Origin of the sequence: Streptomyces sp. NBC_01520, assembly GCF_045040375.1 — a bacterium.
Lineage (GTDB): Bacteria > Actinomycetota > Actinomycetes > Streptomycetales > Streptomycetaceae > Streptomyces.
On the sequence record NZ_CP109404.1, the window covers coordinates 5242937 to 5268554 of the forward strand.

Here is a 25618-nt window from a genome sequence, read left to right on the forward strand (position 1 = left end):
AGAACCTGCTTTGAGTCGTGAAACTGACAGTTCGTCCTCCGGGCCCCAGGGGCGCGGCGGAGCCGCGTACCCGTCGGGTACGCCGCCGTACGGATCACGCCAGTATCCGTCGCTGCACCCGTCCCCGGACGGGCCGGAGGTAACTCCGGAGCCTGCGGATCCGCCTCAGCCCGAGGAGCCCAGAACCGAGACGACGCTGACGACGCGCATCCGGATCAACATCCCGGGCTCGCGTCCGATCCCGCCTGTCGTCATGCGTACGCCGATGAGCGACACCGACGCGGCGGACGCCCGTCCGGACGCCGAGCGCACCGGCAGCACCCCGAGGCCCGGCGCACCCGTGCCGTCCTCCGGCGGAGCGCCCGGTGCCGGTGAGCGTGGCGGTTCCCGCCCGGACGCGCGGGACGGCGGCCCGGGGGCCGGGGCCTCCGACAAGCCGGCCAGGGAGAAGAGCGGCAGCGACTGGTTCGCGCCGCGCAAGGCTCCGCCCGCGGGTGCGGCCGAGCCCACCCCCGCGGGTCCGCCCGCCATGGGCAGTGGTCCGGGCGGCGGTTCGGGCTCCGTGCCGACACCGCCCCGCGCCGACCTGCCGTACTTCTCGGACGGGCCGCAGCAGCCCGCCGACCGGAGCGCCCTCGACGAGTTCGGGTCCGGGGCCGACGGTCCCGGCGGTCCGCGGAGCACCCCGAGTCTCGGCGTCCGTACACCCGGCCCCTCCGGGCCCACCACGGGTCCGGTCACCGGGAGTTCGCCCCTGACGCCGAACCTCGACGTCCTCGCCGGCCGGAGCGGCCCGCCCGGTTCCGGCGGCCCCGGTGGTGCTTCCGGTCCCGGTGGGCCGTCGTCCGGCCCCCGGCCCGGCGGTCCCGAGGGCCCCGGTGGCGTACCGCCGCGGATGTCCGACGACACGGCGATCCTGACGCCTCAGCCCGCCGCCCCGGCACCGGGTCCCGGCGGCCATGTCTCCGGTGACACGCTCACCAGCGGCATCCCCGTCATCCCGCCGGAGTCGCGCTCGCCGTTCCCCGGCGGTCCCGGTGCCCCCGGCGGCCTGGGCGCGGGCCTGCACGACGGCCCGACGGGCAGCGGACCCGCGGGCCCGGGTGCTCCGGCTCCCGCCCCCGCGCCCCGGCCGGTTCCGAAGCCCGCGCCGCCCGCCAAGAAGGGCCGCTCCAAGCTGGTTCTCCTGGGCGTCGGTGCGTTCGTGCTGCTGGGCATCGCCTACGGCGCCGGACTCCTGATGAACCACTCCGAGGTCCCCAAGGGCACCACGGTCCTCGGCGTCGACATCGGCGGCGGCACGAAGGAGGAGGCGGTCGTCAAGCTGGAGGCCGCCCTCGGGAAGCGTGCCCAGGCACCCCTCCAGCTGTCCGTGGACGGCAAGGAGCAGAAGCTCGCCCCGGACAAGGCCGGTCTCACCCTGGACAGCCAGGAGACCGTCCGAGGCGCCGCGGGCAGCGACTACAACCCGGTCTCCGTGATCGGTTCCCTGTTCGGCGGGGCACGCCCGGCCGACCCGGTGATCCCGGTCGACGAGGAGAAGCTCGGCGTCGCGCTGACCGACCTGGCGGGCATCTCCGGATCCGCCGACGACGGCACGATCAGGTTCGAGCCCGACAAGGCCGTAGCCGTACCGGGCAAGACCGGTGAGGCGCTGGACGTCAACCGGTCGATCATCTCCGTACGGGACGCCTACCGCGCGCAGGTGCAGACGGGCAAGTCCTCCGTGGTCGAACTGCCCGTCGCCGAGACCGAGCCCACCATCGACCAGGCCGAACTGGACCGGGCGATGAAGGAGTTCGCGAAGCCGGCGATGTCCGGGCTGGTCACCATCACGGCCGGACCCAAGCGGATCGACTTCGGTCCGGCGAAGTCCCTGCCGCAGATCCTCTCGATGAAGCCGGTCGACGGCAGGCTGGTCGAGGTCTACGACAAGAAGGCGATCGAGACGCTGCTGGACGGCGTCTTCGACGGCATCATGGTCACCAAGGGCGACGGAACGCAGCACGAGGTCAGTGCCGACGACGTCGCCCACGCGATGCAGACCGCGCTGCTCGGCAAGACCCCCGCCGAACGCACCGTCGCGATCGACCTCGGCGGCGAGGGCTGACCGGCCGCGCCGCGACCGTACGACCGCCCCTGTCCGGTACTTCCGGACGGGGGCGGCGTCGTTGTGCCCCCGGGTGTCGCCCACGACGGCCGGTGAGGGAAGGGCAGAGGCGGAAGAGCCCGGCCGCGACGGCGACCGGGCCCTTCTTCGCTCCCTCGTGCGCTAGGGGAAGGAGACCACCTGGGACGGGATGGTCGACGTACCGGAGGTGGGGGCTCCGGTGTTGTTGATGACGTGTTCGTACTGGCCCTGGCCGCCGAGTGACACGACGAGCAGGTCGTGGAACTTCACGCCGGGTTTCACCGGGGCCTGGAATCCGTGCTGCTGGCGGATCGTCGGGTCGACGTTGAAGTAGCAGTAGCTGCCTATGCCCCAGCCCTCGTGGGTGGTGACGGAGTCGTCGACCTTGTAGGCGGCGTAGCCTTTGATGTCGCCGTTCTGGACGGCGGCCTGGTTGGGCGCGTCGTAGGCCTTCTCGTTCTGGAAGAAGATCGTTTTCCCGTTCTCGCCGTACCACTGGACGTCGTACTTGTTGAAGTGCTCGACGAACAGGCCGGTGGCCAGGACGTCGTCACCGTTGACCCGGAGGCCGTAGTCGGACCGGTTGGTTTCCCAGCCGACTCCTTCGCCGTGGTCGGCACGCCAGAGCCAGGTGTGGTCGATGATCGTGTCGTCGCTGTTGACGACGATGCCGGTGGTCGCCTTGCCGGGGCCGGCGCCGCCGATGCGGACGAACACGTCCTGGAGGGAGGTCGGGTTGGCCGAGTGGTCGGCAAGGGCGCCGTCGGGGCCGACCTCGATGAGGGTCCCGGAGTTGACCGGGCCCGCGTCGATGAGGAGTCCGGCGAGCTTGACGCCGTCGACGTCGCCGATCTTGATCGCGGTCACGCCGTTGTCCGGGATGATCGTGGCCAGGCCCAGGCCGAGTGCGATCGTGTCGGCGCGGTTGATCTCGATGGTCTCGTTCACGTGGTAGATGCCCGGGGTGAAGAGCAGGTGCAGGCCCTGGCGTACTGCTGCGTTGATGGTCTGTGCCGTGGCGCCGGGTTTGACCACGTAGAACTGGTCGAGTGGGACGGACTCGCCCTGGGGGGTGCCGTTCCAGGAGACGCCGCGGGTGTTGGTGCGTTTGGCGGGGACGAAGACCTTGTAGTCGTTGCCGTCGAGGTGGAGGAAGGGCTTCTCGCGGGAGACGGGGGTGGTTTGCAGGGTGGTGTAGGGGGTTCGGGGAAGCTTTGTGCGGGGGCGCCTTCGACGCCGGAGAAGGTCATGTTCCAGACGCCGTTGCCCCAGCTGCCGATGGTGCTGTCGCGGGTGTACCACTGTTGTTGGGAGTAGGGGGCGACCTGGCCGTCGATCTTGCTGTCGGCGATGTAGCCGCCGCTGGCCCAGCCGTAGCCGTCGGGGGCGAGGTTGAGGCCGCCCTTGACGTGCATGCGGCGGAAGGGGGCGGCCTGGGAGACGGCCCAGCGGTTGGTGCCGCTGACGGGGTTGAGGGCGAGGTTCTCGGCGGAGCGCCAGAAGTTCTGGGTGGCGTTGCCGTTGAACCAGCCGGCGTCGACGGTCACGTCGCCGTTGAAGGTGGTGTCGTCGGGTTTGAGGCCGAGTCCGGCGATGGAGGTGTAGAAGCCGATCTGGGCGTTGATGTTGTTGTAGGTGCCCGGTTTGAACATGAGGGCGTAGCGGTCGGTCCCGAACTGGGCCGACTCCTGCTTCTTGAAGATCTCGTCGACCTTGCCCTGGATGCCGGGCGTCGACGGGTCGAAGACCAGCACGTTGGGACCGAGATCACCACCGCCGGGAATCTCCTGGACGTCCTCGCCGAACGCTGTCTGCGCGGTGGGGACGGCCATGAGCAGCGAAACGGCGAGCGCGGCGAAGCCGAGGCAGCGGGAGCGACGGCGCCGGTGGGGGGCGGCTGCCGTGCCGATGGGACCGGTGGGATGGGCGGTGCTCGTGGGGGGAGCTTGCATGAAGTACGTCTCCTGAGTCGCGATACGGGTGCACGACGAGCTCTTCGAGAGAGTGCGAGAGAGCGCTCTCTCGTATCGGAGATGTAACCGCTATGGGCCTGAACACGTCAAGAGGTGTGCATCAGGAGCCTCGCCCGTTTACCGATACGCGCAACAATCGACTGCCGGGACAAGACGATCGGGCCCTATGGGCCGGTTCGGGCGGCTCGTTGGTTCACAAGGTGACCGCTGCGGTCCCGTTCTCAGTTGAGCAGTGCCCGGGCGGCCTGGGCCCGGTGGCGGATGGCCTCGGCAGCCGTCGGCTCGATGCCGTCGACGACCTCCGCGTACTCCTCCATCTCCGCCGCCCCGCGCAGGAACTCCCCGCGCTGGACGAGGAGCTGGGCCCGCTCGTAGCGGAGCCTGGCCGGGTGCGAGGGGAGCAGCAGCGAGAGTTCGAGCGCCCACAGGGCCACGTCCGTGCGCTCGGGCCGGGCGGCGGCCCAGGCCCTGATGTTGTTCAGGATCCGCAGCACCGTCTCCAGCGGCCTGGCGGGCACGGTCATGGACGGCTCCAGCGGCGCCCCGGTCGCCGTCACCACCATCAGCTCCGCGTCCTCGCCGCTCAGCGGCGCACCCCCGGCGAACGGGTCGGCCAGCACCCGCTCCGCCGGATCGCCGAAGCCGACCACGAAGTGACCGGGCAGAGCCACCCCGTACACGGGGGCGCCCGCCCGCCGCGCCACCTCCATCCACACCACGGAGAGCAGGATCGGCAGCCCGCGGCGGCGCCGCAGGACCTGCTGGAGCAGAGAGGCGTCCAGCCGCTGGTAGTCGGTGGAGGAGCCCGCGAAACCGCAGCGTTCGCCGAGCAGTTCCGCGAGTGCGGAGGCCCAGGCGCGGGCGCCGCGGGTGCCGTACGGGAGGAGTCCGGCCAGCCGGTCGAGCTCGATCTCCGCCGCGTCGATGCCGTACGGGTCGGCGGGCGAGGCGGATGCGGCCTCCTCGGCCTCCGCGCCCACCAGCAGGCAGAGGAGCGCGAGATCAGGCCGTTCGGCGCGTGCCTCGTCTGCGAACCGCCGCCGGCGTCCGGCCGTCCCGGAATCCTGAGCGCTCATCTGCGACACATACCCTCTGCTGGTGTTTCCGCTACGCGGACCGGAAGTGGTGGTACCGGTGGTGGGTGGCGAAGCCCATGCCGTCGTACAGCGCACGTGCCCCTTCATTGTCCGCCTCCACCTGGAGCCAGGCGGCCGACGCCCCCTCGTCCAGGGCCTTGCGCGCCAGCGCCGTCATCACGGCCGTGGCGAGGCCGCGGCGCCGGTACTCGGCGCCCACCTCGACGGCCATGAACCCCGCCCACCGCCCGTCCACCACGCAACGCCCGATCGCGGCGGGCACCCCGCCACCCGCGCCGGCGTCGCCGGGTACGGAGGCGAACCAGACCGACGGGCCGCTGCCCAGCACCTTCAGGACGTGCGTGCCGGGGGTGTCGAAGCGCTGGTACCGGGAGAGCCAGGCCTCGTCCGTCGAGCGGGACAGGCGCACCGCCGAGGCGTCCGCCTCCAGGTCACCGACCGGGGCCAGGGCGCCGATCCGCATCTCGGCCGACACCTCGCGCCGCCATCCGTGCTCCTCCAGCCCCGCGCAGAGCCGCTCCTGCGCACCCTCGGCACCCGTGCCGGTCTGGACGTACGCGGGCAGGCCCCGCTCCTCGTACCACCGCCGGACGCGCCCCAGGGCCTCGCCGAGCGGCAGCCCCGGATCACCGAGCGGGAGCACGGAGTTGGCGCGGCGGGTGAAGCCGCCGGCGGCGCGCAGCCGCCAGTCGCCCAACGGCTCGCTCTCCACCGGCTGCCAGGCCCGCGCGGCGACCCGGGTGAGTTCCTCGAAGGAGGCGGAGGGGCCACGGCGGCGGGCCGGTGCCGCGGGCACGACCTTGCCCGCCACCAGCGACGATTCCGCGATGCGGACGCTTTCCCCGCTCTTCGGTGTGATCGACAGCACGCCGTCGTCCCACGATGTGAGAACGCCGACCGTGTCGGTGAACTTCGCACCCTCGCCAGGGGCATCGGCGACGCGCCGCACGGATACGCGTTTGCCCACGTCAGCAGGTGTCATGCGAACCTCGAGTCGTCCGCCGATGGTGAATTCCACAGCTCTGTATGCCCCTCCTGTTCGGATCGTGCCCCGGAACGGAGATACTAGGTGCGGGCATCGACGACGCCGCGCTCCCGCGCGAGAGCCAACGCCCTACCGAGGAGGAACGACAGCGTGACCTACGTCATCGCGCAGCCTTGTGTCGACGTGAAGGACAAGGCCTGCATCGAAGAGTGCCCCGTCGACTGCATCTACGAGGGCTCACGGTCCTTGTACATCCACCCGGACGAGTGTGTCGACTGCGGAGCCTGTGAACCGGTCTGCCCGGTAGAGGCCATCTTCTACGAGGACGACACCCCGGAGGAGTGGAAGGACTACTACAAGGCCAACGTCGAGTTCTTCGACGACCTCGGTTCGCCGGGCGGCGCCTCCAAGCTGGGTCTCATCGAGCGCGACCACGCGTTCATCGCCGCACTGCCGCCGCAGAACCAGTAGCAGCGGCTCAAAGAGCGCCGCCCGGTCCCGTACGGCTCGTCACCGTGCGGGACCGAGGTGTTTCCCGGCAGCCACGTCCACGTGCGCAGGTACGCGAAGGTGCGCCGTCCACGTACGCGAAGGTGCGCCGCGCAGGTGCGCGAAGGCGAACGTCCACGTACGCGAGAGTGAGTCCACGTACGCGACGGTGCGTCGTCCACGTGTGTGAAAGCCCCGTACGCCGTACGCGACAGCCCGTACGAGAAAGCAGAGTTCCGTGTCCGCAGCAGCCCCCGTCTCCTCCCGTCTCCCGGTCTTCCCCTGGGACAAGCTCGCGCCCTTCAAATCGACGGCCGCCGCTCACCCGGACGGCATCGTGGACCTGTCCGTCGGCACGCCCGTCGACCCGGTGCCCGAGCTGATCCAGCGGGCGCTGATCGCCGCCGCCGACAGCCCCGGCTACCCGACGGTGTGGGGGACCGGGGCCCTGCGCGACGCGCTGACCGGCTGGGTGGAACGCAGGCTCGGCGCGGTCGGCGTGGCCCACGAGAACGTCCTGCCGGTCGTCGGCTCCAAGGAACTGGTGGCCTGGCTGCCGACCCAGCTGGGCCTCGGCGCGGGCGACAAGGTGGCCTACCCGCGGCTCGCCTACCCGACGTACGAGGTCGGCGCGCGGCTCTGCGGTGCCGAGCCCGTCGTCTACGACGACCCCACCGAGCTGGACCCGGAGGGGCTCAGGCTGCTCTGGCTCAACTCGCCGTCCAACCCGACCGGCCGCGTCCTGCCCAAGGACGAGCTGACCCGGATCGTCGCCTGGGCACGCGCGCACGACGTTCTCGTCTTCAGCGACGAGTGCTACCTGGAGCTCGGCTGGGAGGCCGAACCGGTCTCCGTGCTCCACCCGGACGTCTGCGGCGGTACGTACGAGGGCGTCGTCGCCGTCCACTCGCTCTCCAAGCGCTCCAACCTCGCCGGCTACCGGGCGGCCTTCGTCGCGGGCGACGCCGCCGTGCTCGGCGAACTGCTCCTGATCCGCAAGCACGGCGGGATGATGACCCCGGCGCCGGTCCAGGCGGCGACGGTCGCGGCACTGGGCGACGACACGCACGTGTCCGAGCAGCGGGCGCGCTACGCCCGGCGTCGCACGGCCCTGCGGGCCGCGCTGGAGGCCCACGGCTTCCGGATCGAGCACAGCGAGGCCAGCCTCTACCTGTGGGCCACCCGCGACGAACCCTGCTGGGAGACCGTGGCAGCGCTGGCGGAGCTCGGCATCCTGGTGGCGCCGGGCGACTTCTACGGCCCGGCCGGCGACCACTTCGTACGGGTGGCGCTGACGGCGACGGACGAGCGGGTGGACGCGGCGGTCAAGCGGCTGTCCTAGCCCTGGGGATACGCCCGAGCGGCTGTTCCGGCCCTGGGTGATACGCCGAGGGGCCTCGGGAGTGCGCACTCCCGAGGCCCCTTCGCGTGTGTGCCGGTGGGTCAGCCGATCGGCAGGCCGCCGGTGGGGAGGCCCTCGGTGGGCAGGCCGCCGGTCGACAGGGTGTCGGTCGCCAGCTCGCCGTCCGCGACGGTGCCCGCCTTCTCGACGGTCTCACCGGCGACCGGGAGGGTGGTGCCGACGACCTTGCCGCCGGTCTCGTTCGCGGCCTTCGCACCCTGCTTCGCGGCGCCGTCGAGCGTGGTGCCGGCGCCGTCGAGCGAGGTCAGGCCGCCGAGGGCCGGGGTCTGCGGGAGCCCCGCGGCACCTGCGACTCCGGCCGCGCCGACCACGGGTGCCGCACCTGCGGCGATCAGCAGCGCGGCACGGGCGATCCGACGGGTCAGGGGGAGGGACATGATGCTCCTTCGACGGGTCTTCAACGGGTCTTCAACAGGTCTCGGCAGAGGTGGAACCTGCCTGCCCGGTGATCGGACGCACTGAACAACCGGTCCGAGGGCGGGGAAGGTTGCGGGGCACCGAGGTAAAGACTGGGTAATGCGTCAGATAATCCGCAACGGGGGAACCCGGATGGGCGCAGCTCTTGACGACCACCTGATGGACCGTCATCTCCTTTGCCCGCAAGGAAATCAGGGCATCCCGGCGGAGCCGCGGAAGCGGCGGGACGGGTGGGGATCGGGGAACGGCCGGACGGCCCGTACGGATGACTGTCCGTACTACTGAGCGAGCCGCATTCTGACGGTCGTCGTGCCCGATTCCTCGCGTTCCGTCCGCCAGCCCGTGTCGGCGGTCCAGATCTGTCCGGCGTACGACACCTCGTCGATCCTCAGGGTGTCGGCCCGGGCGACCGCCCAGTGGGCGAACTCCCAGCCGCGCCGGGCCGCATCGTCGTCGGCCTCCGTGGCCGGCCCCACGGGTACCGTCACGGTGCCCGCGGCGGAGGAGCCCGACGACCTGGTGGCCGGCAGGACGTCCTTCCCGAAGGCGCGCACCAGATCGGCCCGGACCTCGGCCGCGTCCCCCGGGCCCGATGCGGTCCCGGTCCCCGCCGGCAGCGAGCAGGTCAGCGATGCGGGCGCCCGGCCGGTCAGGGCGGCGGACAGCAGCGCCGCATCCGGCTCGTGCTTGGCGTACGCCTGCGGAAACCCGCTCTTCTGGACCCGCTGCGCCGCCTCGGTGAGCGGCAGCCGCGAGTAGCCCGGCACCTCGGCCAGGTGCTCGTAGAACTCCCCGGAGGCGTAGACCGGATCCAGGATCTGCTCCGCCGTCCCCCAGCCCTGCGAGGGGCGCTGCTGGAAGAGTCCGAGCGAGTCCCGGTCGCCGTGGTCGATGTTGCGCAGCGCGGACTCCTGCAGCGCGGTCGCCAGCGCGATCGTCACCGCGCGCTCCGGCATCCCGCGGGTGGTGCCCACGGCCGAGATCGTCGCGGCGTTAGCGGCCATCTCGGGGCTCATCGCGTACGTGCGGCCCCCGTCGGCGGCGCGCACCGTGCAGCGCGGCGCCCCCTTGTAGCCGGAGACGTACTGCACGGCCACATAACCGGCCAGGGCGACGAGCACGACGAAGGCGGCCGCGAAACGGAAGGAGCGGCTGCGACGGGAGGGCGAGGCGGTCCGGGGCACGGGGCCACCGTACTGGAGGGTACGAGCGGGGCCGAGACGGAAGTCCCTTAGGGTCGTGACCATGGACGGACACACGCTTGACCTCGCTCTGGACGGACCGGAACTCACGGCTCGGCTCGTCGACCTTCCGTCGGTCAGCGGGCAGGAGAAGGACCTCGCCGACGCGATCGAGGCGGCCCTGCGCCCGCTGGCGCACCTGACCGTGGAGCGGTACGGCAACAACATCGTGGCCAGGACGCGGCTGGGCCGCGCCGAGCGCGTCGTGCTCGCCGGCCACATCGACACCGTGCCGATCGCGGACAACGTTCCGTCCCGTCTCGACGCGAACGGCGTGCTCTGGGGATGCGGAACCACCGACATGAAGTCGGGCGTCGCCGTCCAGCTGCGGATCGCGGCGACGGTGCCGGAGCCCAACCGCGACCTCACGTTCCTCTTCTACGACAACGAGGAGGTCGCCGCCCACCTCAACGGACTCGGGAAGGTGGCCGAGGCGCACCCCGACTGGCTGGACGGGGACTTCGCGGTGCTCCTGGAACCCTCCGACGCCCAGGTCGAGGGCGGCTGCCAGGGCACGCTCCGGGTCCACCTGCGGCTGGACGGCGAGCGGGCGCACTCCGCACGCAGCTGGATGGGATCCAACGCGATCCACGCCGCCGCCCCCGTGCTGGCCAGGCTCGCGGCGTACGAACCGCGCCTGCCGGTCATCGACGGGCTCGAATACCACGAGGGGCTCAACGCCGTACGCATCGAGGGCGGCGTCGCCACCAACGTCATCCCGGACGCCTGCACGGTGGTGGTCAACTACCGGTACGCCCCCGACCGCACGGCCCAGGAGGCCGAGGCGCACGTCCGTGAGGTCTTCGCGGACTGCGGCGTCACCGGCTTCACGATCGACGACCACTCCGGAGCGGCGATGCCCGGCCTCTCGCACCCGGCGGCCAAGGCGTTCATGGAGGCGGTCGGCGGCACCGCCCAGCCCAAGTTCGGCTGGACGGACGTGTCCCGCTTCGGCGCCCTCGGCATCCCCGCGGTGAATTACGGGCCCGGGGACGCGCTGTTCGCACACAAGCGGGACGAGCACGTGGCGGTCGACCGGATCACGCACTGCGAGGAGCGGCTCCGCTCCTGGCTCACCAGCTGACTCACGGCATTCCCCTGCGCGTAACCTCCACCGATCTACGCTGAAGCGAGACACGTACAACGCATGTCGGCGGAGGGAGCAGGTCATGGGCAACCCGGAGGACGCACGGATCCCCGAGGGCGCGCAGGTTCCTGAGGGCGCGGTGAGGCCGGAGGAACAGCGACTGGGCCCGGTGCTGCGGCGCAGGGACCAGGTGCAGCCGGGCACGACCGACCAGCGGCTGCTGGACTCCGAGGGCGATTCCGAGTGGGTGCACACCGACCCCTGGCGGGTGATGCGCATCCAGTCGGAGTTCGTGGAGGGCTTCGGCGCGCTCGCGGAGCTGCCGAGCGCCATCAGCGTCTTCGGATCGGCCCGCACGCCGGCCGGAGGGCCGGACTACGAGGCGGGCGTGCAGATCGGCCGGGCGCTGGTCGAGGCGGGGTTCGCGGTCATCACGGGCGGTGGCCCGGGGGCGATGGAGGCGGCGAACAAGGGGGCCCGGGAGGCGAAGGGCGTCTCCGTCGGCCTCGGCATCGAGCTGCCGTTCGAGTCCGGACTGAATCCACATGTCGACATCGGCGTCAACTTCCGCTACTTCTTCGTCCGCAAGACGATGTTCGTGAAGTACGCCCAGGGCTTCGTCGTCCTGCCTGGCGGTCTGGGCACGCTGGACGAGCTCTTCGAGGCGCTGACGCTGGTACAGACCGGCAAGGTGACACGCTTCCCGATCGTGCTGTTCGGTACGGCGTACTGGAGCGGCCTGGTCGACTGGCTGCGGGACACGGTGGTGGCCCAGGGCAAGGCGTCCGAGCGGGACCTGATGCTGTTCCACGTCACGGACGACGTCGACGAGGCGGTCCGGCTGGTGACGAAGGAGGTCGGGCGGTAGCACCCGACGCCCCGCTCTTCAGGGGCCTTCGGCCACTTGAAGCCCCTCCGGCGATTGAGGAGCGGGGCCCGGGGCGGAGCTGCCGAACCCCGACCGGCCGGGAATGCCGCGCCGGGACGATCCGGCCTGAACGCCTCCTCTTCGTCCGCAAAACGACGCCCGTGAAGTACGCGCACGGCTTCTCGCCGACCCGGCGGTGGGGCCCTACGCCAACCCCCGCCGGGCCACAGCGGGCGCACGGTGGCCCGCGATGGACGCCACCATGTCCAGAACCTGCCGCGTCTCCGCCACCTCGTGCACCCGGTACACCCGCGCCCCCAGCCACGCCGACACCGCCGTCGTCGCGAGCGTGCCCAGCACCCGTTCCTTGACCGGCTTGTCGAGCGTCTCCCCGACGAAGTCCTTGTTGGACAGCGAGACCAGCACCGGCCACCCCGTGTCCGCCATCTCGCCGAGCCTGCGCGTCGCCTCCAGCGAGTGCCGGGTGTTCTTCCCGAAGTCGTGACCCGGGTCGATCATGATCCCGTCCGGCCGGACCCCGAGCTCCACGGCCCGCTCGGCGAGGCCGACCGTCACCCGCAGGATGTCCGCCATCACGTCGTCGTACGCGATCCGGTGCGGCCGGGTGCGCGGCTCCGCGCCGCCCGCGTGCGTGCACACGAGCCCCGCCCCGTGCCGTGCGGCGACCTCCGCGAGCTTCGGGTCGACGCCGCCCCACGCGTCGTTCAGCACGTCCGCCCCGGCCTCGCAGACGGCCTCACCCACGTCGTGCCGCCAGGTGTCCACACTGATCACCACGTCCGGGTGACGCCGGCGCACCTCCGCGACGAAGCCGACCGTGCGGCGCGCCTCCTCCGCGGCCGTCACCTCCTCGCCGGGGCCGGCCTTCACCCCGCCGATGTCGATGATCGCGGCGCCCTCCGCCACGGCCTGTTCGACCCGGGCGAGCGCGGGTTCGTCACGGAACGTCGCCCCCTGGTCGTAGAAGGAATCGGGGGTCCGGTTCACGATCGCCATGATCACCGGTTCGTGCGGTCCGAATTCCCGCCGCCCCAGTCTGAGCGCATCGCTTCGCATCCCTGTGTTCCTCCTCGGTAGGTCGCCTGCGACCCTAACTGTCGGTGGCGCATGGCACGATCTGACCCGGACAGGTTTCCGCTCCCGGGGAGATGCACGTGTTCTGGTTCTTGCTGCTCACGATGGCCGTGGTGGTGGCCGCGGTCACGATGGCGGTGGTAGGCGGAGGCGGAAGTGCGGTGCTGCAGGACGTGGAGCCCGAGCGGCTCACCGACCCGCTGCCGACGAACCGCCCTGTCGGCCGCGCCGACGTCGAGGCCCTCCGGCTGCCCATGGCCCTGCGGGGCTACCGCATGACGGACGTGGACGAGGCGCTGGGCCGCCTCGGCGCCGAGCTCGCCGAGCGGGACGCCCGTATCGCCGAGCTGGAGTCCGCGCTCGCCGGTGCCCAGGCGGCCACGGTGACCGGCCCCGACCTGTTCAAGCGGCCGGGAGAGCCGCTGACCGGGAAGAACGGCCGGACGCCGGGCGAGGACGCGCGGTGAGCGGCGCCGAACCCGCCGAGGACGGTGATCTGCGCTGCCCGTGGGGCCTGTCCACCGAGGACTACCTCGTCTATCACGACACCGAGTGGGGCAAGCCCGTCCATGGCGACGACGCCCTCTTCGAGCGGCTCTGCCTGGAGGCGTTCCAGTCCGGCCTCTCGTGGCTGACGATCCTGCGCCGCCGTGAAGGCTTTCGCAGAGCTTTCGCCGGGTTCAGCATCTCCGCCGTCGCGGAGTTCACCGATGCCGACAAGGAACGCCTCCTCGCCGACGCCGGAATCATCCGCAACCGCGCGAAGATCGACGCGACGCTGGCCAACGCCGAGGTGCTGGCCGGCTGGGCCCCGGGGGATCTGGACGCACTCGTCTGGTCGTACGCCCCCGATCCGGCCGCCCGTCCCGCCCCGCGCACCACCGCTGACGTACCGGCCGTCACCCCGGAGTCCACGGCGCTGGCCAAGGACCTCAAGAAGCGGTCGATCCGCTTCGTCGGCCCCACGACCGCCTACGCCCTGATGCAGGCCTGCGGGCTGGTCGACGACCATCTGGCCGACTGCGTGGCCCGGGGCCGCTAGCGGCCCCGACGGGACCCCTCAGCGGCCCAGGTACTTCGGCCTCTGCTTCGCGAGGAACGCCTCGACCGCGATCGTGTGGTCCTGCGACGCGCCCGCCCTCGTCTGGAGTTCGTCCTCCTTCTCCAGCGACTCGGCGAGCGTGTGCCCCGCGCCGTACGCCACGGACGCCTTCAGCGCCGCGTACGCCACCGTCGGGCCGTCCGCCAGGGTGCGGGCCACCGTGAGGGCCTCCTTCGCCAGGTCGGCCGCGGGCACCACCTTGTTCGCGATACCCAGCTCGTACGCCTCCTGCGCGGAGATCGAACGCGGGAAGAACAGCAGGTCGGCGGCGCGGCTCGCACCGATCAGCCGGGGCAGCGTCCAGGAGACGCCCGAGTCGGCGGTCAGCGCCACGCCCGCGAAGGACGTGTTGAAGGCGGCCGTATCGGCGACCACCCGGTAGTCGGCGGCGAGCGCGAAGCCGAAGCCCGCCCCCGCGGCGACCCCGTTGACCCCGGCGACCACGGGCTTCTCCATCCCGGTGATCGCCCGCACGATCGGGTTGTAGTGCTCCCGCACGGTGCTCAGCGCGTTGCCGCCGTCCGCCTCGCGGGCCTCGGCGAGCTTGGCGACGTGCTCCTTGAGGTCCTGGCCCACGCAGAAGGCGCGCCCGGTCGCGGTGAGCAGAACCGCCCGTACGGCGGTGTCGTCCGCGACGGCCAGCAGCGCGTCACGGAGCGCGACCTTGGCCGCGGTGTTCATGGCGTTCATCGCGTCGGGGCGGTTGATCGTGATCGTCGCGAGCCCGTCGCTCACGTCCGTGAGCACGGTGTCGGCCGTGTCGGCCATCGCAGGGTCTCCTTACGGCTCCGGCATTGTGCCTGTCCAGGCAAGCATGGCCGACTTCGGGCGGCCCGGATATGTGACCTGCGTCTAACAATTGGCTCTCGGCTGAGGGCCGATGGCGGCGCAGTATCGCAGCCGGATCGCCGAATTGGGTGGTTTTGAGAGAGCGCGTTGCGTAAGCGATGCCGACCGATGTTGGTCATCAGGGTCTCCGATGCGGGATAATGCGAAGGAAGCATTGTGTTCGACGCCGGTGAGGCAGCGCCTGTCATGGGGCCGCCGGTTGCGATGAGCTGGTTTCAGGAAGGGGAACGAGCATGGCGGCCATGAAGCCGCGGACGGGCGACGGCCCGCTCGAGGTGACAAAGGAGGGGCGGGGCATCGTCATGCGCGTTCCGCTCGAAGGCGGCGGTCGGCTTGTCGTCGAGCTGACTCCGGACGAGGCCGATGCACTCGGCGACGCGCTGAAGAAGGTCGTCGGCTGAGGCGGAAGGCGCCCACACTTCACGACTGCCCCGGCACGGATTCCGTGCCGGGGCAGTCGTGCGTCAGGGACCGGAGGGTCAGCCGCGCCGCACCGCGCACAGCAGCCCGTCGCCCACCGGCAGCAGCGTCGCCATGAGTTCCTGGCTCTCGCGCACGGCCCGGAGCAGTTCACGCAGCCGCAGCACCTCGGCCGGCTGGGCCGCGGAGTCGATCGTGCGGCCGTCCGCGAAGACGCCCTCGAAGCAGACGAGGCCGCCGGGCCGCAGCAGGCGCAACGATTCGGCGAGGCAGTCCATGCTCTCGAGCCGGTCGCCGTCGCAGAAGACGAGGTCGTATCCGCCGTCCGCGAGCCGCGGCAGTACGTCGAGGGCGCGCCCGGGGATGAACCGCGACCTGTTCGTCGCGAAGCCCGCCGCGCGGAACGCCTCACGGGCGAACTGCTGGCGCTCCGGTTCGGGGTCGACGGTGGTCAGTACGCCGTCCGGGCGCATTCCCTGCAGCAGATAGATGCCGGACACGCCGGTGCCGGTGCCGATCTCGGCCACCGCTTTGGCGTCCGCGGTGGCAGCGAGCAGGCGCAGCGCGGCGCCGGTGCCTGGTGACACCGAGCGGAGCCCCGTCTCGTGGGCCCGGTCCCGGGCCCAGAGCAGAGCTTCTTCCTCGGCGACAAAGGCGTCGGCGAACGCCCAGCTCGTCTGCCGGTTGGCGGTAATGACCCTCTCCTGTCCCCGTAGTTGGCGCAACGGTGACTGTATCCGCTGAACCCGGGAACCCGCAGATGGGACCGGGCGTTAGGAGGGGGCAGGGGAAAACACATGGATCGGGCCCTCTCACCGGGCCCGGAATGTGCCCCTTGCTCCTGGGGACACCCGGGCACCAGCAGGGAAAAGGCTTATCCGGAGCTAACGGGCGAGGTGGCTATGGTAGGGGCTCCGCTGGACACCACCAGAGCCGATAGGGGAGGTGCGGCTGCGCCTGTGGATCGGGGAGGAGTGCTGCGGCGCTTTCTCAGGTCGGCGGGTGAGCCGAAATCCGTGACCAACATCGCTGACCGTTCTTCCGACGATTCCGCACCGACCGCGACCTTCGCCTCAGATGCGGATTCTCAGGCGTGGACCCCGCCCTCATGGGAAGAGATCGTCAGCACGCACAGCGGTCGCGTGTACCGCCTTGCCTACCGGCTGACGGGTAATCAGCACGACGCCGAGGACCTCACGCAGGAAGTCTTCGTGCGTGTCTTCCGGTCGCTGTCGACCTACACACCCGGCACTTTCGAGGGCTGGCTGCACAGGATCACGACGAATCTCTTCCTGGACATGGTCCGCCGCAAGCAGCGGATCCGTTTCGACTCCCTCGGCGACGACGCCGCAGAGCGGCTCCCGAGCCGTGAGCCGTCCCCGCAGCAGGCCTTCAACGACACACACTTCGACGCGGACGTGCAGCAGGCGCTGGACACCCTCGCGCCCGAATTCCGTGCCGCCGTCGTGCTCTGCGACATCGAGGGCCTCTCGTACGAGGAGATCGCCGCCACGCTCGGCGTGAAACTCGGCACCGTGCGCAGCCGCATCCACCGCGGCCGCTCGCACCTGCGCAAGGCCCTGCAGCACCGCTCGCCCGAGGCCCGCGCCGAGCAGCGTTCCCTGGCGGACGCGGTCCTGGCAGGGGAGGGCGGAACGGCGTGAGTGGCACAGGTCCGACCCCCGCGGAACAGCACCTGGGGGACCGTCTCGCCGCGCTCGTCGACGGTGAGCTCAAACACGACGCCCGGGAGCGGGTCCTCGCCCACCTGGCGACCTGTTCCAGGTGCAAGGCCGAGGCCGATGCCCAGCGGCGCCTGAAGAGCGCCTTCGCGACCGCCACACCTCCGTCACCCTCCGAGGGATTCCTGGCCCGCCTGCAGGGCCTTCCCGGGGGGGACGGCGACAGCTCGGGCGGACCCTTCGGCGGCGGCCGTCGCTTCGGGGAAGGACTCTTCCCCGACCTGACCCCCCCCGGCCACGGCACGGAACCGGGCACCGGACCCTCGCCGCTCGACGGCTTCGGCTACCTGTCCACCGCGCACGGGTCGACCGCAGTGCTGCCGGGCGGCCCGTCGTCCGCCTTCCGCATCCATGCCGTGGGCCGTGAGGCCGACCGGTCGCCCTGGCGTGCCCGGCGCTTCGCGTTCGCCGCGGCCAGTGCCGTCTCGCTGGCGGCCATCGCCCTCGGCGGCGCCCTGCCCCTGCAGTACGGTCCCGACGCGCCGCTCAGCGCCGAGGGCGCCGGCAGCAGCGGGACACCGCCCGACACCGAGGCGCGGACCGCGAGCGCCGCGGCCAGCCGTGGCGGCGGCGGGGCCCTCGCCGTCGGAGAACGCCCCGGCGCACCGTCCGCGGCACCGTTCGCGGCACCGTCCTCGTCCGCGCAGCCGGTCCTCGCTGCCGCGCCCTCGCTGATCAGCACCACGGCACTCACCGGGCACACGTTCGCGTTCCCGGTGCTGAACGTGTCCGTTCCGCCCCTGATACGTCCGACCGACGCGGGTCCGCTGCTGACGGCCGCGCTCGGGGGTGGGGAGAAGCCGAAGCAGGCCGAGCCGTCGGCGACGGCGTCCACCCCGCCGGCGCTGCGCGACCGCGCGATGCCTCTTTCCCCACTGCGCTGACCGGGACTCTGCGCAGGGATTCGCAAACCTGGTTGAATTCCGGGAGGGACGCCTCTGTGGGGGCGTGCAAAGGCCAGTTGCGGGGAGAGCATGGACGACGGGAAGCCCAGCGGGCCGAAGGCGAAGTGGTGGAGCCGTCCCTCGACGGGACGTACCGGCTCCGCGGGGCCGGAGGGTGCGACGCCCGCCACGGACGGGGCCGAGGACACCGCGTTCCACGACGGTACGCCGACGGCGGAGCCCGGAGCGCCCGTCGGCGAAGCCGTACCGGCCCCGGCGGCCGAGCCGTTCACGCCTGCCCGAGCGGAGGCCGTGCCTGTACCGGCCGCCGGTGAGGCCGTACCGGCCCCGGCGGGTGAGCCCTTCACGCCCGGACCTGGGATGCGGCCGATGCACGCGCCCGACGAGTACAGCACCCCGCCCTACGGCGGCCCGGGGCCGTGGGCGCCCGCACCGCCCGTCCAGCGCCCCCAGCCGACCCCGGCCCACGGCACCCCCGTACCCCCGCCCTACGACGGCACGAACGGCCGCGGGACGAACATCCACGGGACGGCCGTCCAGCCGCCCGCCCAGGCCCCCGCACCCGCCCAGGCCCCCGCACCAGCCGACACCTACGCGCCCCCGGCGCAGCCGCACCTGGTGCTCCACCAGCACGGCGCGTCCCCGCAGCCGGGGACGCCCCCCGGTCCGCAGCAGACCTCGCAGTGGCTGCGCTACGACCCGTGGGGCGCGCCCCAGCAGCCCCTGAGCCACCCCGGCCCCGCCCTCGGGCCCGACGCCGGGCCGCGCCGCAAGGGCCGCCGGGGATCCGTTCTCGTCGGCGCGGCGCTGCTCGCCCTCGTCGCGGGAGGCATCGGCGGCGGCATCGGCGCCTACGTCGAGCGCCACGGCGGCCTGACCACGGTCGAGCTGCCCCAGGCCGGCCGGGACAGCGGCGGCCGCGCTCCCGACAGCGTCGCGGGAATCGCCTCCAGCGCCCTGCCCAGCGTCGTCACACTGCACGTCAGCGGCTCGGCCGAGTCCGGCACGGGCACCGGCTTCGTCCTCGACGACAAGGGCCACATCCTCACCAACAACCACGTGGTTGCCCCTGCGGGCTCCACCGGCGACATCACCGTCACCTTCAGCGGCGGCGAGACCGCGCCGGCCGAGATCGTCGGCCAGGACAGCGGCTACGACCTGGCGGTCGTCAAGGTCACCGGCGTCTCGGGCCTCAAGCCCCTGGCGCTCGGCAATTCCGACAACGTGCAGGTCGGCGACCCGGTGGTGGCCATCGGCGCCCCGTTCGACCTGTCCAACACGGTCACCTCCGGCATCATCAGCGCCAAGCAGCGCCCCATCACCGCGGGCGGTGAGAAGGGCGACGGCACCGACGTCAGCTACGTCGACGCCCTGCAGACCGACGCCCCGATCAACCCGGGCAACTCCGGCGGCCCGCTGGTCGACGCCGACGCCCGGGTCATCGGCATCAACAGCGCCATCCGGGCCGCCGACAGCGGCTCCGGCCCGGACGGCGGACAGTCCGGTTCCATCGGACTGGGCTTCGCGATACCGATCAACCAGGGCAAGCGGGTCGCCGAGGAGCTGATCAACACCGGTAAGGCCACCCACCCGGTGATCGGCGTCACACTCGACATGCAGTACACCGGCGACGGGGCCAAGGTCGGCGGCAAGGGAGCCGACGGCGGGTCGGCGGTCACCGCGGACGGTCCGGCGGACGAGGCGGGCATCGAGGCGGGCGACATCATCACCGAGGTGGACGGCCAGCGGGTGCACAGCGGCGAGGAGCTGATCGTCAAGATCCGTGCCCACCGGCCGGGAGACCGGCTCGACCTCGGGCTGACGCGCGACGGCAAGGACCTGTCCGTGGCATTGACCCTGGGCTCGTCGAGCGGCACCTGACCGTAACCGGCAGGTACCGCCCGGACAGCTTCGACGGGTACCGTGGAGCCGGTCCGGCCCCCGGCGGCCCAGGTGGCGAAGAACCGCGGAGACCACGCAGAGAACACGAGGAGCAGCAAGGTGTTCAATGACATAGGCGCACTCGAGCTGGTGACGCTCGTGGTTCTCGCCGTGCTCGTATTCGGCCCCGAGAAGCTGCCGAAGGTCATCCAGGACGTCACGCGCACCATCCGGAAGATCCGTGAGTTCTCGGACAGTGCCAAGGACGACATCCGTTCGGAGCTCGGCCCGCAGTTCAAGGACTTCGAGTTCGAGGACCTCAACCCCAAGACGTTCGTCCGCAAGCAGCTCATGGACGGCAACGACGACCTGGGGCTCAAGGAGATCCGCGAGAGCTTCGACCTGCGCAAGGAGATGGCCGAGGTCACCGACGCGGTGAACGGCCGCGAGGTCGCGCCCTCCATCGGCACGGCCGCCGCCGCACCGGCCGCGGCCGGTACGCCCGACCTTCTCAAGAAGCCCGCTCAGCCCACGAAGGACGAGCGCCCGCCCTTCGACGCAGACGCCACCTGAGACCCGTCAATCCCGACTCGTCCGGACGGTATGGCTATTCTCCATCTGTCCGGTTGCGAGGTTGCCCATGCCCGAGGGGGGAGGGCCGCGCCGGATCCGAAGGATCGAGGAGGCGGCCGGGCAGATGGAGACGACGAGTCGGGTAGGGGCGGACGGTGCGCCCGGCAAGGGCACCGCAGAGGGGGTGCCGACGGCCCGGCGTACTGTCGACGGCTATCTCAAGGCGCCGTTCCCCTGGTACGGGCTGGACGAGGCTTTCACGGGCCCGCGCTGGCTGATGCAGGTCGCCGCCGCCGCGGACGGCACGGTGCAGCACGGTTCCACCGGACACGGTGAGGAGCCCGTGGTGCGGATCGACGCGGGAGCGGAGAAGGCGCGCTTCGCGGTGGTCGTGACGGTGGGCAGCAGCCCGGTACGCCACACCGGCGACGGTACGGGCGTCCTGGACGCCACCACGGTCTCCTCGGCGGCCTGGCTGGCGGGCTCCGGTCTGCTGGCGTACACCTGGCCCCCGCAGATGGACCACACGCTGCGTGGTGAATGGCTGAACCAGCAGACGGAGACAGCGTTCGAGCTGGCCGACGACCTGGGACAGGCTCCCTGGTCGACACTGTCGCTCCCGGTGGACGGCGTGCCGGTGGAATTCCACTACAGCGAGTCCGAGTTCGGCTGGGTCCTCGCCGGGTCCGCGCCGGACGGCGTGCACATCGGCGCGTACGGGCGCGGGATGAGCGCCTACGGGCTGGGCTTCGCGGTGATCGGCGACATCAGGACGTACGAGGCCTGAGCGCGTGTACGGAAGGGGCGGCCTCCGCGGAGGCCGCCCCTTCCGTACAGGACTTCAGAACTTGTTGCGCGGGGTGAGCCCCAACGACATGCCGGACAGGCCGCGCTGACGGCCGCCCAGCTTCTCCGCGATGGACCGCAGGGCCGCGCCGGCCGGGGAGTCCGGGTCGGACAGGACGACGGGCTTGCCCTCGTCGCCGCCCTCGCGCAGCCGGAGGTCGATCGGGATGGTGCCCAGGACCGGCACCTCGGCGCCGACCGTCTTCGTCAGGCCGTCGGCGACCCGCTGTCCGCCGCCCGAGCCGAACACGTCGACCATCTCGTCGCAGTGCGGGCACGGCATGCCCGACATGTTCTCGACGACACCGACGATCTTCTGGTGGGTCTGCACGGCGATGGAACCGGCCCGCTCGGCCACCTCGGCCGCGGCCTGCTGGGGAGTCGTGACCACCAGGATCTCGGCGTTCGGTACGAGCTGCGCCACGGAGATCGCGATGTCGCCCGTGCCCGGCGGCAGGTCGAGCAGCAGGACGTCCAGGTCGCCCCAGTACACATCGGCGAGGAACTGCTGCAGCGCGCGGTGCAGCATCGGCCCGCGCCACACCACCGGGGCGTTGCCCGGGGTGAACATACCGATGGAGATCACCTTCACGCCGTGCGCGGACGGCGGCATGATCATGTTCTCGACCTGGGTGGGCTTGCCGTCCGCCCCGAGCATCCGGGGCACGCTGTGCCCGTAGATGTCCGCGTCCACGACACCGACCTTGAGCCCGTCGGCCGCCATCGCCGCCGCGAGGTTCACCGTCACCGAGGACTTGCCGACGCCGCCCTTGCCGGACGCGACCGCGTAGACCCGGGTCAGCGAGCCGGGTTTGGCGAACGGCACCTCGCGCTCCGCCGTACCGCCGCGGAGCGAGGAGGCGAGCTCCTTGCGCTGCTCGTCGCTCATCACGTCGAGGGTGACCTCGACCCGGGAGACGCCCTCGACACGGGCCACCGCGTCGGTCACGTTCTTGGTGATCGTCTCGCGCATGGGGCAGCCGGAAACCGTGAGGTACACGGTGACAGCGACTACACCGTCAGGATCGATCTCGACCGATTTCACCATGCCCAGCTCGGTGATCGGGCGGTGGATCTCCGGGTCGTTCACTGTCGCCAGTGCTTCACGCACCGCGTCTTCCGTAGCCATACCGACGATGGTACGGCTCCGGTGCGTACGCGCGGGTAGCCCCTCAGCGGTCGCCTTCGTCACTCTCGACCTGGAAGAGCACCCGGCGCTCCTCCATGTCCTTGACCATGGCCTCCAGCTCGGAGCGGATCCAGTCCCGGGTGGCGACCTCGCCGAGGCCCATCCGCAGGGCGGCGATCTCCCGGGTGAGGTACTCGGTGTCCGCGATCGAGCGCTCGTTCTGCTTGCGGTCCTGCTCGTGGGTGACCCGGTCGCGGTCGTCCTGGCGGTTCTGCGCGAGCAGGATCAGCGGGGCCGCGTACGACGCCTGGAGGGACAGCATCAGCGTCAGGAAGATGAAGGGGTACTGGTCGAACCGCAGTTCCTCCGGCGCGAAGATGTTCCACACCACCCACAGGATGATGATCAGCGTCATCCAGACGATGAACCGTCCCGTGCCCAGGAACCGGGCGATCCGCTCGGAGAACCGGCCGAACGCCTCGGGGTCGTACTCGGGCAGCAGCCGGCGCCGCGGGGCCTTCGGCTGGTCGAGCCGCGGCCGAGGGGGGCGCACGATGCCGGAGGCGCCGGTCGACGCCGCTTTCGAACGGTCCTCAGCGGTCATCGGCGATCCCCTCCTCGCCCTGGAAGTCGGTCTCGCGCCAGTCCTCGGGGAGCAGGTGGTCCAGCACGTCGTCGACGGTCACCGCGCCGAGCAGCGAGCCGCTCTCGTCGACCACCGGCACCGAGACCATGTTGTACGCGGCCAGAAAACTGGTCACGGCGGGCAGCGGGGTGTCCGGGGTCAGCGGTACGAGATCGCTGTCGACGAGCGAGCTGACCAGGGTGAACGGGGGATCGCGCAGCAGGCGCTGGAAGTGCACGGTGCCCAGGTACTTGCCGGTCGGCGTCTCGTCGGGCGACCGGCAGACGTACACCTGGGCGGCCAGCGCGGGCGAGAGGTCCTGCTGGCGGACCCGGGCCAGCGCGTCGGCGACCGTCGCGTCCGGCCGCAGGATGATCGGCTCGGTCGTCATCAGCCCGCCCGCGGTCCGCTCCTCGTACGACATCAGGCGCCGTACGTCGGCGGCGTCGTCGGGCCTCATCAGAGCCAGCAGCCGCTCCTTGTCCGCCTCCGGCAGCTCCGACAGCAGGTCGGCCGCGTCGTCGGGGTCCATCGCCTCCAGGACGTCAGCCGCACGGTCCTCCTGGAGCTTGCCGATGATCTCCACCTGGTCGTCCTCGGGGAGCTCCTCCAGGACGTCCGCGAGCCGGTCGTCGTCCAGCGCGGCGGCCACCTCGGCCCGGCGCTTGGGCGACAGGTGGTGCAGGGCGTTCGCGACGTCCGTGGGGCGCAGCCGCTCGAAGGTGGCGACCAGGCTCTCGGCACCCTGCCCGTGCTCCTCCAGGGAGAAGCCGCTGACCGCCGACCACTCCACCGTCAACGTCTCGCCCTTGCGCCGCAGCGCGCCGCCCCGCCCCTTGCGTACGAAGAACTTGTCGATCTCCCAGTCCCGGCGGGCCGGGAGCTGCTGGATGGCCACATCGAGGACGGTGACCTCCTCGTCGGTCCCCACGAGGCGCACCCGCCGGTCAAGGATCTCGCCGAGGACGAGTCGCTCGGTCGGGCGCTGCTCGAAGCGTCGCATGTTGACGACCCCGGTCGTGATCACCTGGCCCGACTCGACCCCGGTCACCCGGATCATCGGCAGGAAGATCCGCCGCCGGCTGACCACCTCGACGACCATGCCGAGCAGCCTCGGCGGCTTGCCGCCGACCCGGAGCATCGCCACGAAGTCGCGGACCCGGCCCACCTGGTCACCGTTGGGGTCGAACACCGGTACCCCGGACAGGTGCGAGACGAAGACTCTGGGTGCGCCTGCCGCCATTCCGTGCGCCTCCCTGTGTCCCCGACGTCCTCCTTTGCCGAGATCAGGCTAGCCCGTACCGCTCCGTACCGCCCCGGCGGACCGTCCGTACGGTGCTCTGCCGAAAGGCGTACGCGGCACGGGTACGCTGCCGTCTGCCACCCCCCGACACACAGACGAGAGGCAGTGCGCCCGTGACCTCTTCCGCCCCGGCCGTCCGCACCCGTCGCCGGACCGCTCTTGCCGTTGTGCTCTGTGCGGGGCTGACCGCCGCGCTCACGGCCTGCGCCGAGGAGGACCCGGACAAGGGGACCAACGGCGTCGGCAAGCTGACCGCGGCGCAGATCGACAAGAGGGCACGAGCCGCCGCGGACGCCTCCGACGCGGTGCGGCTGACGGGCAAACTGGTCAGCAAGGGCGGCACGTACACGCTGAACATGCAGCTCAGCGCCGATGGAGGCACCGGATCGGTCACCTCGAAGCAGAGCACGTTCGCGCTGCTGCGGATCGGTGACGAGCTCTTCCTCAAGGCCGACGCGGGCTTCTGGAACCATGCCACGGACGACACCGACGACACGGCCGACGGCGACGACGCGAGCGACAAGGCTGCCGCCGACAAGCTCAAGGGCAAGTACGTGAAGGTCCCCGAGGACGACCCCACCTACAAGCAACTGCGCGGCTTCACCGAGAAGAAGACGCTGCTCGACGGGATGCTCACCCTGCACGGCAAGATCAACAAGGGTGACCGGAGCACGATCGGCGGGATCCGCACCGTGCAGATCATGGGCGGAAAGGGTGAGGGCGGCGCACTCGACGTCTCCCTGAAGGGCACGCCGTATCCCCTGCGGGTGGCCCGCGGCGGGGGAGGCGGCACCGTCACCCTCGCCGACTGGGGCCAGGCCTTCGCGCTGGAGCCGCCGGCCGAGGACGACACCGTCGACTACGGCGGGCAGCTGCCCAAGTCCTCCGGCTGACGGAAGGCGTCCGTCACTTCTTCTTCCGGCGCTTCAGCAGCAGCCGGGGGAGCGCGGCCGGTGCGGGGCGGCGCGTGGTCGCCCCCGTGGGCAGCGGCGCCGCGGCCAGCGAGGTCTCCGGCAGATCCGTACGGGACGCGCCGGGCGTCAGCCGGACGACCCGGCACTCACGCGCCCAGCGCTCCGTCATCCGCTCGGCGTCCGGCGCGTTCAGCCGCTTGCCCTTGAGTTCGGAGACGGCGGCCTCCCACTCCTCGGAATGCGGCTCCAGGACGGCCACGGCGGCGGTCCAGGCGACGAGCCTGCCGCCCTTGTCTTTGCTGCGCACCGTCACCTCCGCGTAGCCGCCCGCGTCCAGTCCGGCGGACAGCGGCTGCTCCCCGGGACCGTCGCCGACGAGCAGGGCCGCACCCTCGTGCCACACGTGCCACAGGGCCCGGGCCGAGCCGGAACCCCGCACCCAGATCAGGCCGGACTTCCTGGTGGCCTCCTCGACGAGAGCCCGGCCCAGCAACACGTCAGCAGCAGTCATGCCCGCACTCTA

The 25618-nt window shown here is 71.5% G+C and carries 25 protein-coding genes and 1 pseudogene; 14 read left to right on the plus strand and 12 right to left on the minus strand.

The genetic code is table 11. From position 1 onward, the window contains the following. Positions 1–265: 265 nt before the first annotated feature. A complete protein-coding gene (locus tag OG524_RS24000) occupies positions 266–2110 on the plus strand; it encodes a hypothetical protein (RefSeq protein ID WP_405811659.1) in 1845 nt (614 codons plus the stop codon). A 162-nt stretch (positions 2111–2272) separates the two neighbouring features. On the opposite strand, the pseudogene OG524_RS24005 reads toward OG524_RS24000, so the two are convergent. From OG524_RS24005 to OG524_RS24015, 3 genes and pseudogenes are all read right to left on the minus strand, one after another. Beyond that, positions 2273–4083 (minus strand): annotated as a pseudogene (locus OG524_RS24005) (coagulation factor 5/8 type domain-containing protein). Between the two features lie 242 nt (positions 4084–4325). Next, complete coding sequence (locus OG524_RS24010) at positions 4326–5180, minus strand: transglutaminase-like domain-containing protein (RefSeq protein ID WP_405388792.1); 855 nt, start codon at positions 5178–5180, stop codon at positions 4326–4328. Positions 5181–5211: 31 nt separating this feature from the next. Then, a complete protein-coding gene (locus OG524_RS24015; RefSeq protein WP_405811660.1) occupies positions 5212–6219 on the minus strand; it encodes a GNAT family N-acetyltransferase in 1008 nt (335 codons plus the stop codon). Between the two features lie 117 nt (positions 6220–6336). On the opposite strand from OG524_RS24015, the gene fdxA reads away from it, so the two are divergent. Together fdxA and dapC are read left to right on the plus strand one after the other, a co-directional pair. After that, entirely contained in the window at positions 6337–6657 is a 321-nt protein-coding gene (gene fdxA / locus OG524_RS24020) for a ferredoxin (RefSeq protein WP_014154250.1), read from the plus strand. 256 nt (positions 6658–6913) lie between these two features. Then, a complete protein-coding gene (dapC, locus tag OG524_RS24025) occupies positions 6914–8017 on the plus strand; it encodes a succinyldiaminopimelate transaminase (protein ID WP_405388790.1) in 1104 nt (367 codons plus the stop codon). A 101-nt stretch (positions 8018–8118) separates the two neighbouring features. Here dapC and OG524_RS24030 read toward each other — a convergent pair whose 3' ends face one another. Both OG524_RS24030 and OG524_RS24035 read right to left on the minus strand, forming a co-directional pair. Then, entirely contained in the window at positions 8119–8475 is a 357-nt protein-coding gene (locus tag OG524_RS24030; protein ID WP_405388789.1) for an ATP-binding protein, read from the minus strand. A gap of 318 nt (positions 8476–8793) precedes the next feature. Beyond that, on the minus strand, positions 8794–9699 hold the full coding sequence (locus tag OG524_RS24035; RefSeq protein WP_405388788.1) for a hypothetical protein: 906 nt from the start codon (positions 9697–9699) through the stop codon (positions 8794–8796). Between the two features lie 61 nt (positions 9700–9760). On the opposite strand from OG524_RS24035, the gene dapE reads away from it, so the two are divergent. After that, positions 9761–10840, plus strand: a complete 1080-nt coding sequence (dapE, locus tag OG524_RS24040; RefSeq protein ID WP_405388787.1) for a succinyl-diaminopimelate desuccinylase — start codon at positions 9761–9763, stop codon at positions 10838–10840. 85 nt (positions 10841–10925) lie between these two features. Next, the gene (locus OG524_RS24045) at positions 10926–11711 is read left to right on the plus strand and encodes a TIGR00730 family Rossman fold protein (protein ID WP_405388786.1); all 786 of its coding nucleotides are present in this window, start codon (positions 10926–10928) and stop codon (positions 11709–11711) included. Positions 11712–11915: 204 nt separating this feature from the next. Here the strand turns inward: OG524_RS24045 and folP are convergent, their stop codons facing one another. Next, on the minus strand, positions 11916–12788 hold the full coding sequence (folP, locus tag OG524_RS24050) for a dihydropteroate synthase (RefSeq protein WP_405388785.1): 873 nt from the start codon (positions 12786–12788) through the stop codon (positions 11916–11918). A 92-nt stretch (positions 12789–12880) separates the two neighbouring features. Between folP and OG524_RS24055 the strand changes: the two genes are divergently transcribed. Together OG524_RS24055 and OG524_RS24060 are read left to right on the plus strand one after the other, a co-directional pair. After that, entirely contained in the window at positions 12881–13273 is a 393-nt protein-coding gene (locus OG524_RS24055) for a DivIVA domain-containing protein (RefSeq protein WP_405388784.1), read from the plus strand. Then, positions 13270–13848, plus strand: a complete 579-nt coding sequence (locus OG524_RS24060; protein ID WP_405811661.1) for a DNA-3-methyladenine glycosylase I — start codon at positions 13270–13272, stop codon at positions 13846–13848. Before OG524_RS24055 ends, OG524_RS24060 begins: the two co-directional genes overlap by 4 nt. An 18-nt stretch (positions 13849–13866) precedes the next feature. On the opposite strand, the gene OG524_RS24065 is transcribed toward OG524_RS24060, so the two are convergent. After that, the gene (locus tag OG524_RS24065) at positions 13867–14676 is read right to left on the minus strand and encodes an enoyl-CoA hydratase/isomerase family protein (protein WP_405388782.1); all 810 of its coding nucleotides are present in this window, start codon (positions 14674–14676) and stop codon (positions 13867–13869) included. A 314-nt stretch (positions 14677–14990) separates the two neighbouring features. On the opposite strand from OG524_RS24065, the gene OG524_RS24070 reads away from it, so the two are divergent. Next, positions 14991–15158: a DUF3117 domain-containing protein gene (locus OG524_RS24070; RefSeq protein WP_003966491.1), complete on the plus strand. Its 168-nt coding sequence runs from the start codon at positions 14991–14993 to the stop codon at positions 15156–15158. A gap of 78 nt (positions 15159–15236) precedes the next feature. Here OG524_RS24070 and OG524_RS24075 read toward each other — a convergent pair whose 3' ends face one another. Then, the gene (locus tag OG524_RS24075; protein WP_056793956.1) at positions 15237–15902 is read right to left on the minus strand and encodes an O-methyltransferase; all 666 of its coding nucleotides are present in this window, start codon (positions 15900–15902) and stop codon (positions 15237–15239) included. Between the two features lie 177 nt (positions 15903–16079). Between OG524_RS24075 and sigE the strand changes: the two genes are divergently transcribed. The 5 genes from sigE to OG524_RS24100 all read left to right on the plus strand — a co-directional run bounded on the left by sigE (position 16080) and on the right by OG524_RS24100 (position 21065). Further along, on the plus strand, positions 16080–16841 hold the full coding sequence (gene sigE, locus OG524_RS24080; protein ID WP_405393110.1) for an RNA polymerase sigma factor SigE: 762 nt from the start codon (positions 16080–16082) through the stop codon (positions 16839–16841). Next, positions 16838–17803, plus strand: a complete 966-nt coding sequence (locus OG524_RS24085) for an anti-sigma factor family protein (RefSeq protein ID WP_405811662.1) — start codon at positions 16838–16840, stop codon at positions 17801–17803. The genes sigE and OG524_RS24085 overlap by 4 nt, the downstream gene beginning before the upstream one ends. A 90-nt stretch (positions 17804–17893) precedes the next feature. Further along, positions 17894–19705 (plus strand): trypsin-like peptidase domain-containing protein, encoded by a 1812-nt coding sequence (locus tag OG524_RS24090; RefSeq protein WP_405811663.1) that lies wholly within the window; start codon positions 17894–17896, stop codon positions 19703–19705. 120 nt (positions 19706–19825) lie between these two features. Continuing rightward, a complete protein-coding gene (locus OG524_RS24095) occupies positions 19826–20278 on the plus strand; it encodes a sec-independent translocase (protein ID WP_405388779.1) in 453 nt (150 codons plus the stop codon). A gap of 124 nt (positions 20279–20402) precedes the next feature. Beyond that, positions 20403–21065 carry a hypothetical protein gene (locus OG524_RS24100; protein WP_405388778.1) on the plus strand — a complete coding sequence of 221 codons (663 nt, stop codon included), beginning with the start codon at positions 20403–20405 and terminating at the stop codon, positions 21063–21065. Between the two features lie 54 nt (positions 21066–21119). On the opposite strand, the gene OG524_RS24105 is transcribed toward OG524_RS24100, so the two are convergent. Genes OG524_RS24105 through OG524_RS24115 form a run of 3 tightly spaced genes read right to left on the minus strand, consistent with a single transcriptional unit; the run spans position 21120 to position 24121 of the window. Then, complete coding sequence (locus OG524_RS24105) at positions 21120–22253, minus strand: Mrp/NBP35 family ATP-binding protein (protein ID WP_384496652.1); 1134 nt, start codon at positions 22251–22253, stop codon at positions 21120–21122. Positions 22254–22296: 43 nt separating this feature from the next. After that, the gene (locus tag OG524_RS24110) at positions 22297–22857 is read right to left on the minus strand and encodes a DUF1003 domain-containing protein (RefSeq protein ID WP_405388776.1); all 561 of its coding nucleotides are present in this window, start codon (positions 22855–22857) and stop codon (positions 22297–22299) included. Beyond that, positions 22847–24121, minus strand: a complete 1275-nt coding sequence (locus OG524_RS24115; protein ID WP_405388775.1) for a magnesium transporter MgtE N-terminal domain-containing protein — start codon at positions 24119–24121, stop codon at positions 22847–22849. The genes OG524_RS24110 and OG524_RS24115 overlap by 11 nt, the downstream gene beginning before the upstream one ends. Before the next feature lie 173 nt (positions 24122–24294). Here OG524_RS24115 and OG524_RS24120 point away from each other — a divergent pair, with 173 nt between their 5' ends. Then, the gene (locus tag OG524_RS24120) at positions 24295–25074 is read left to right on the plus strand and encodes a hypothetical protein (RefSeq protein ID WP_405388774.1); all 780 of its coding nucleotides are present in this window, start codon (positions 24295–24297) and stop codon (positions 25072–25074) included. A gap of 13 nt (positions 25075–25087) precedes the next feature. On the opposite strand, the gene OG524_RS24125 is transcribed toward OG524_RS24120, so the two are convergent. Then, a complete protein-coding gene (locus tag OG524_RS24125; RefSeq protein WP_405811664.1) occupies positions 25088–25606 on the minus strand; it encodes a hypothetical protein in 519 nt (172 codons plus the stop codon). Positions 25607–25618 lie beyond the last annotated feature (12 nt).

Bases quoted from the DNA above. Each gene is read 5' to 3' on its own strand.
- OG524_RS24000 (WP_405811659.1), top strand. From the start codon at position 266: ATGAGCGACACCGACGCGGCGGACGCCCGTCCGGACGCCGAGCGCACC.
- OG524_RS24105 (WP_384496652.1), bottom strand. From the start codon at position 22,253: ATGGCTACGGAAGACGCGGTGCGTGAAGCACTGGCGACAGTGAACGAC.
- OG524_RS24045 (WP_405388786.1), top strand. From the start codon at position 10,926: ATGGGCAACCCGGAGGACGCACGGATCCCCGAGGGCGCGCAGGTTCCT.
- OG524_RS24100 (WP_405388778.1), top strand. From the start codon at position 20,403: ATGGAGACGACGAGTCGGGTAGGGGCGGACGGTGCGCCCGGCAAGGGC.
- OG524_RS24010 (WP_405388792.1), bottom strand. From the start codon at position 5,180: ATGAGCGCTCAGGATTCCGGGACGGCCGGACGCCGGCGGCGGTTCGCA.
- folP (WP_405388785.1), bottom strand. From the start codon at position 12,788: ATGCGAAGCGATGCGCTCAGACTGGGGCGGCGGGAATTCGGACCGCAC.
- OG524_RS24125 (WP_405811664.1), bottom strand. From the start codon at position 25,606: ATGACTGCTGCTGACGTGTTGCTGGGCCGGGCTCTCGTCGAGGAGGCC.
- dapE (WP_405388787.1), top strand. From the start codon at position 9,761: ATGGACGGACACACGCTTGACCTCGCTCTGGACGGACCGGAACTCACG.
- OG524_RS24030 (WP_405388789.1), bottom strand. From the start codon at position 8,475: ATGTCCCTCCCCCTGACCCGTCGGATCGCCCGTGCCGCGCTGCTGATC.
- OG524_RS24115 (WP_405388775.1), bottom strand. From the start codon at position 24,121: ATGGCGGCAGGCGCACCCAGAGTCTTCGTCTCGCACCTGTCCGGGGTA.
- OG524_RS24110 (WP_405388776.1), bottom strand. From the start codon at position 22,857: ATGACCGCTGAGGACCGTTCGAAAGCGGCGTCGACCGGCGCCTCCGGC.
- sigE (WP_405393110.1), top strand. From the start codon at position 16,080: ATGGTAGGGGCTCCGCTGGACACCACCAGAGCCGATAGGGGAGGTGCG.
- OG524_RS24065 (WP_405388782.1), bottom strand. From the start codon at position 14,676: ATGGCCGACACGGCCGACACCGTGCTCACGGACGTGAGCGACGGGCTC.
- OG524_RS24070 (WP_003966491.1), top strand. From the start codon at position 14,991: ATGGCGGCCATGAAGCCGCGGACGGGCGACGGCCCGCTCGAGGTGACA.
- OG524_RS24055 (WP_405388784.1), top strand. From the start codon at position 12,881: ATGCACGTGTTCTGGTTCTTGCTGCTCACGATGGCCGTGGTGGTGGCC.
- OG524_RS24090 (WP_405811663.1), top strand. From the start codon at position 17,894: ATGGACGACGGGAAGCCCAGCGGGCCGAAGGCGAAGTGGTGGAGCCGT.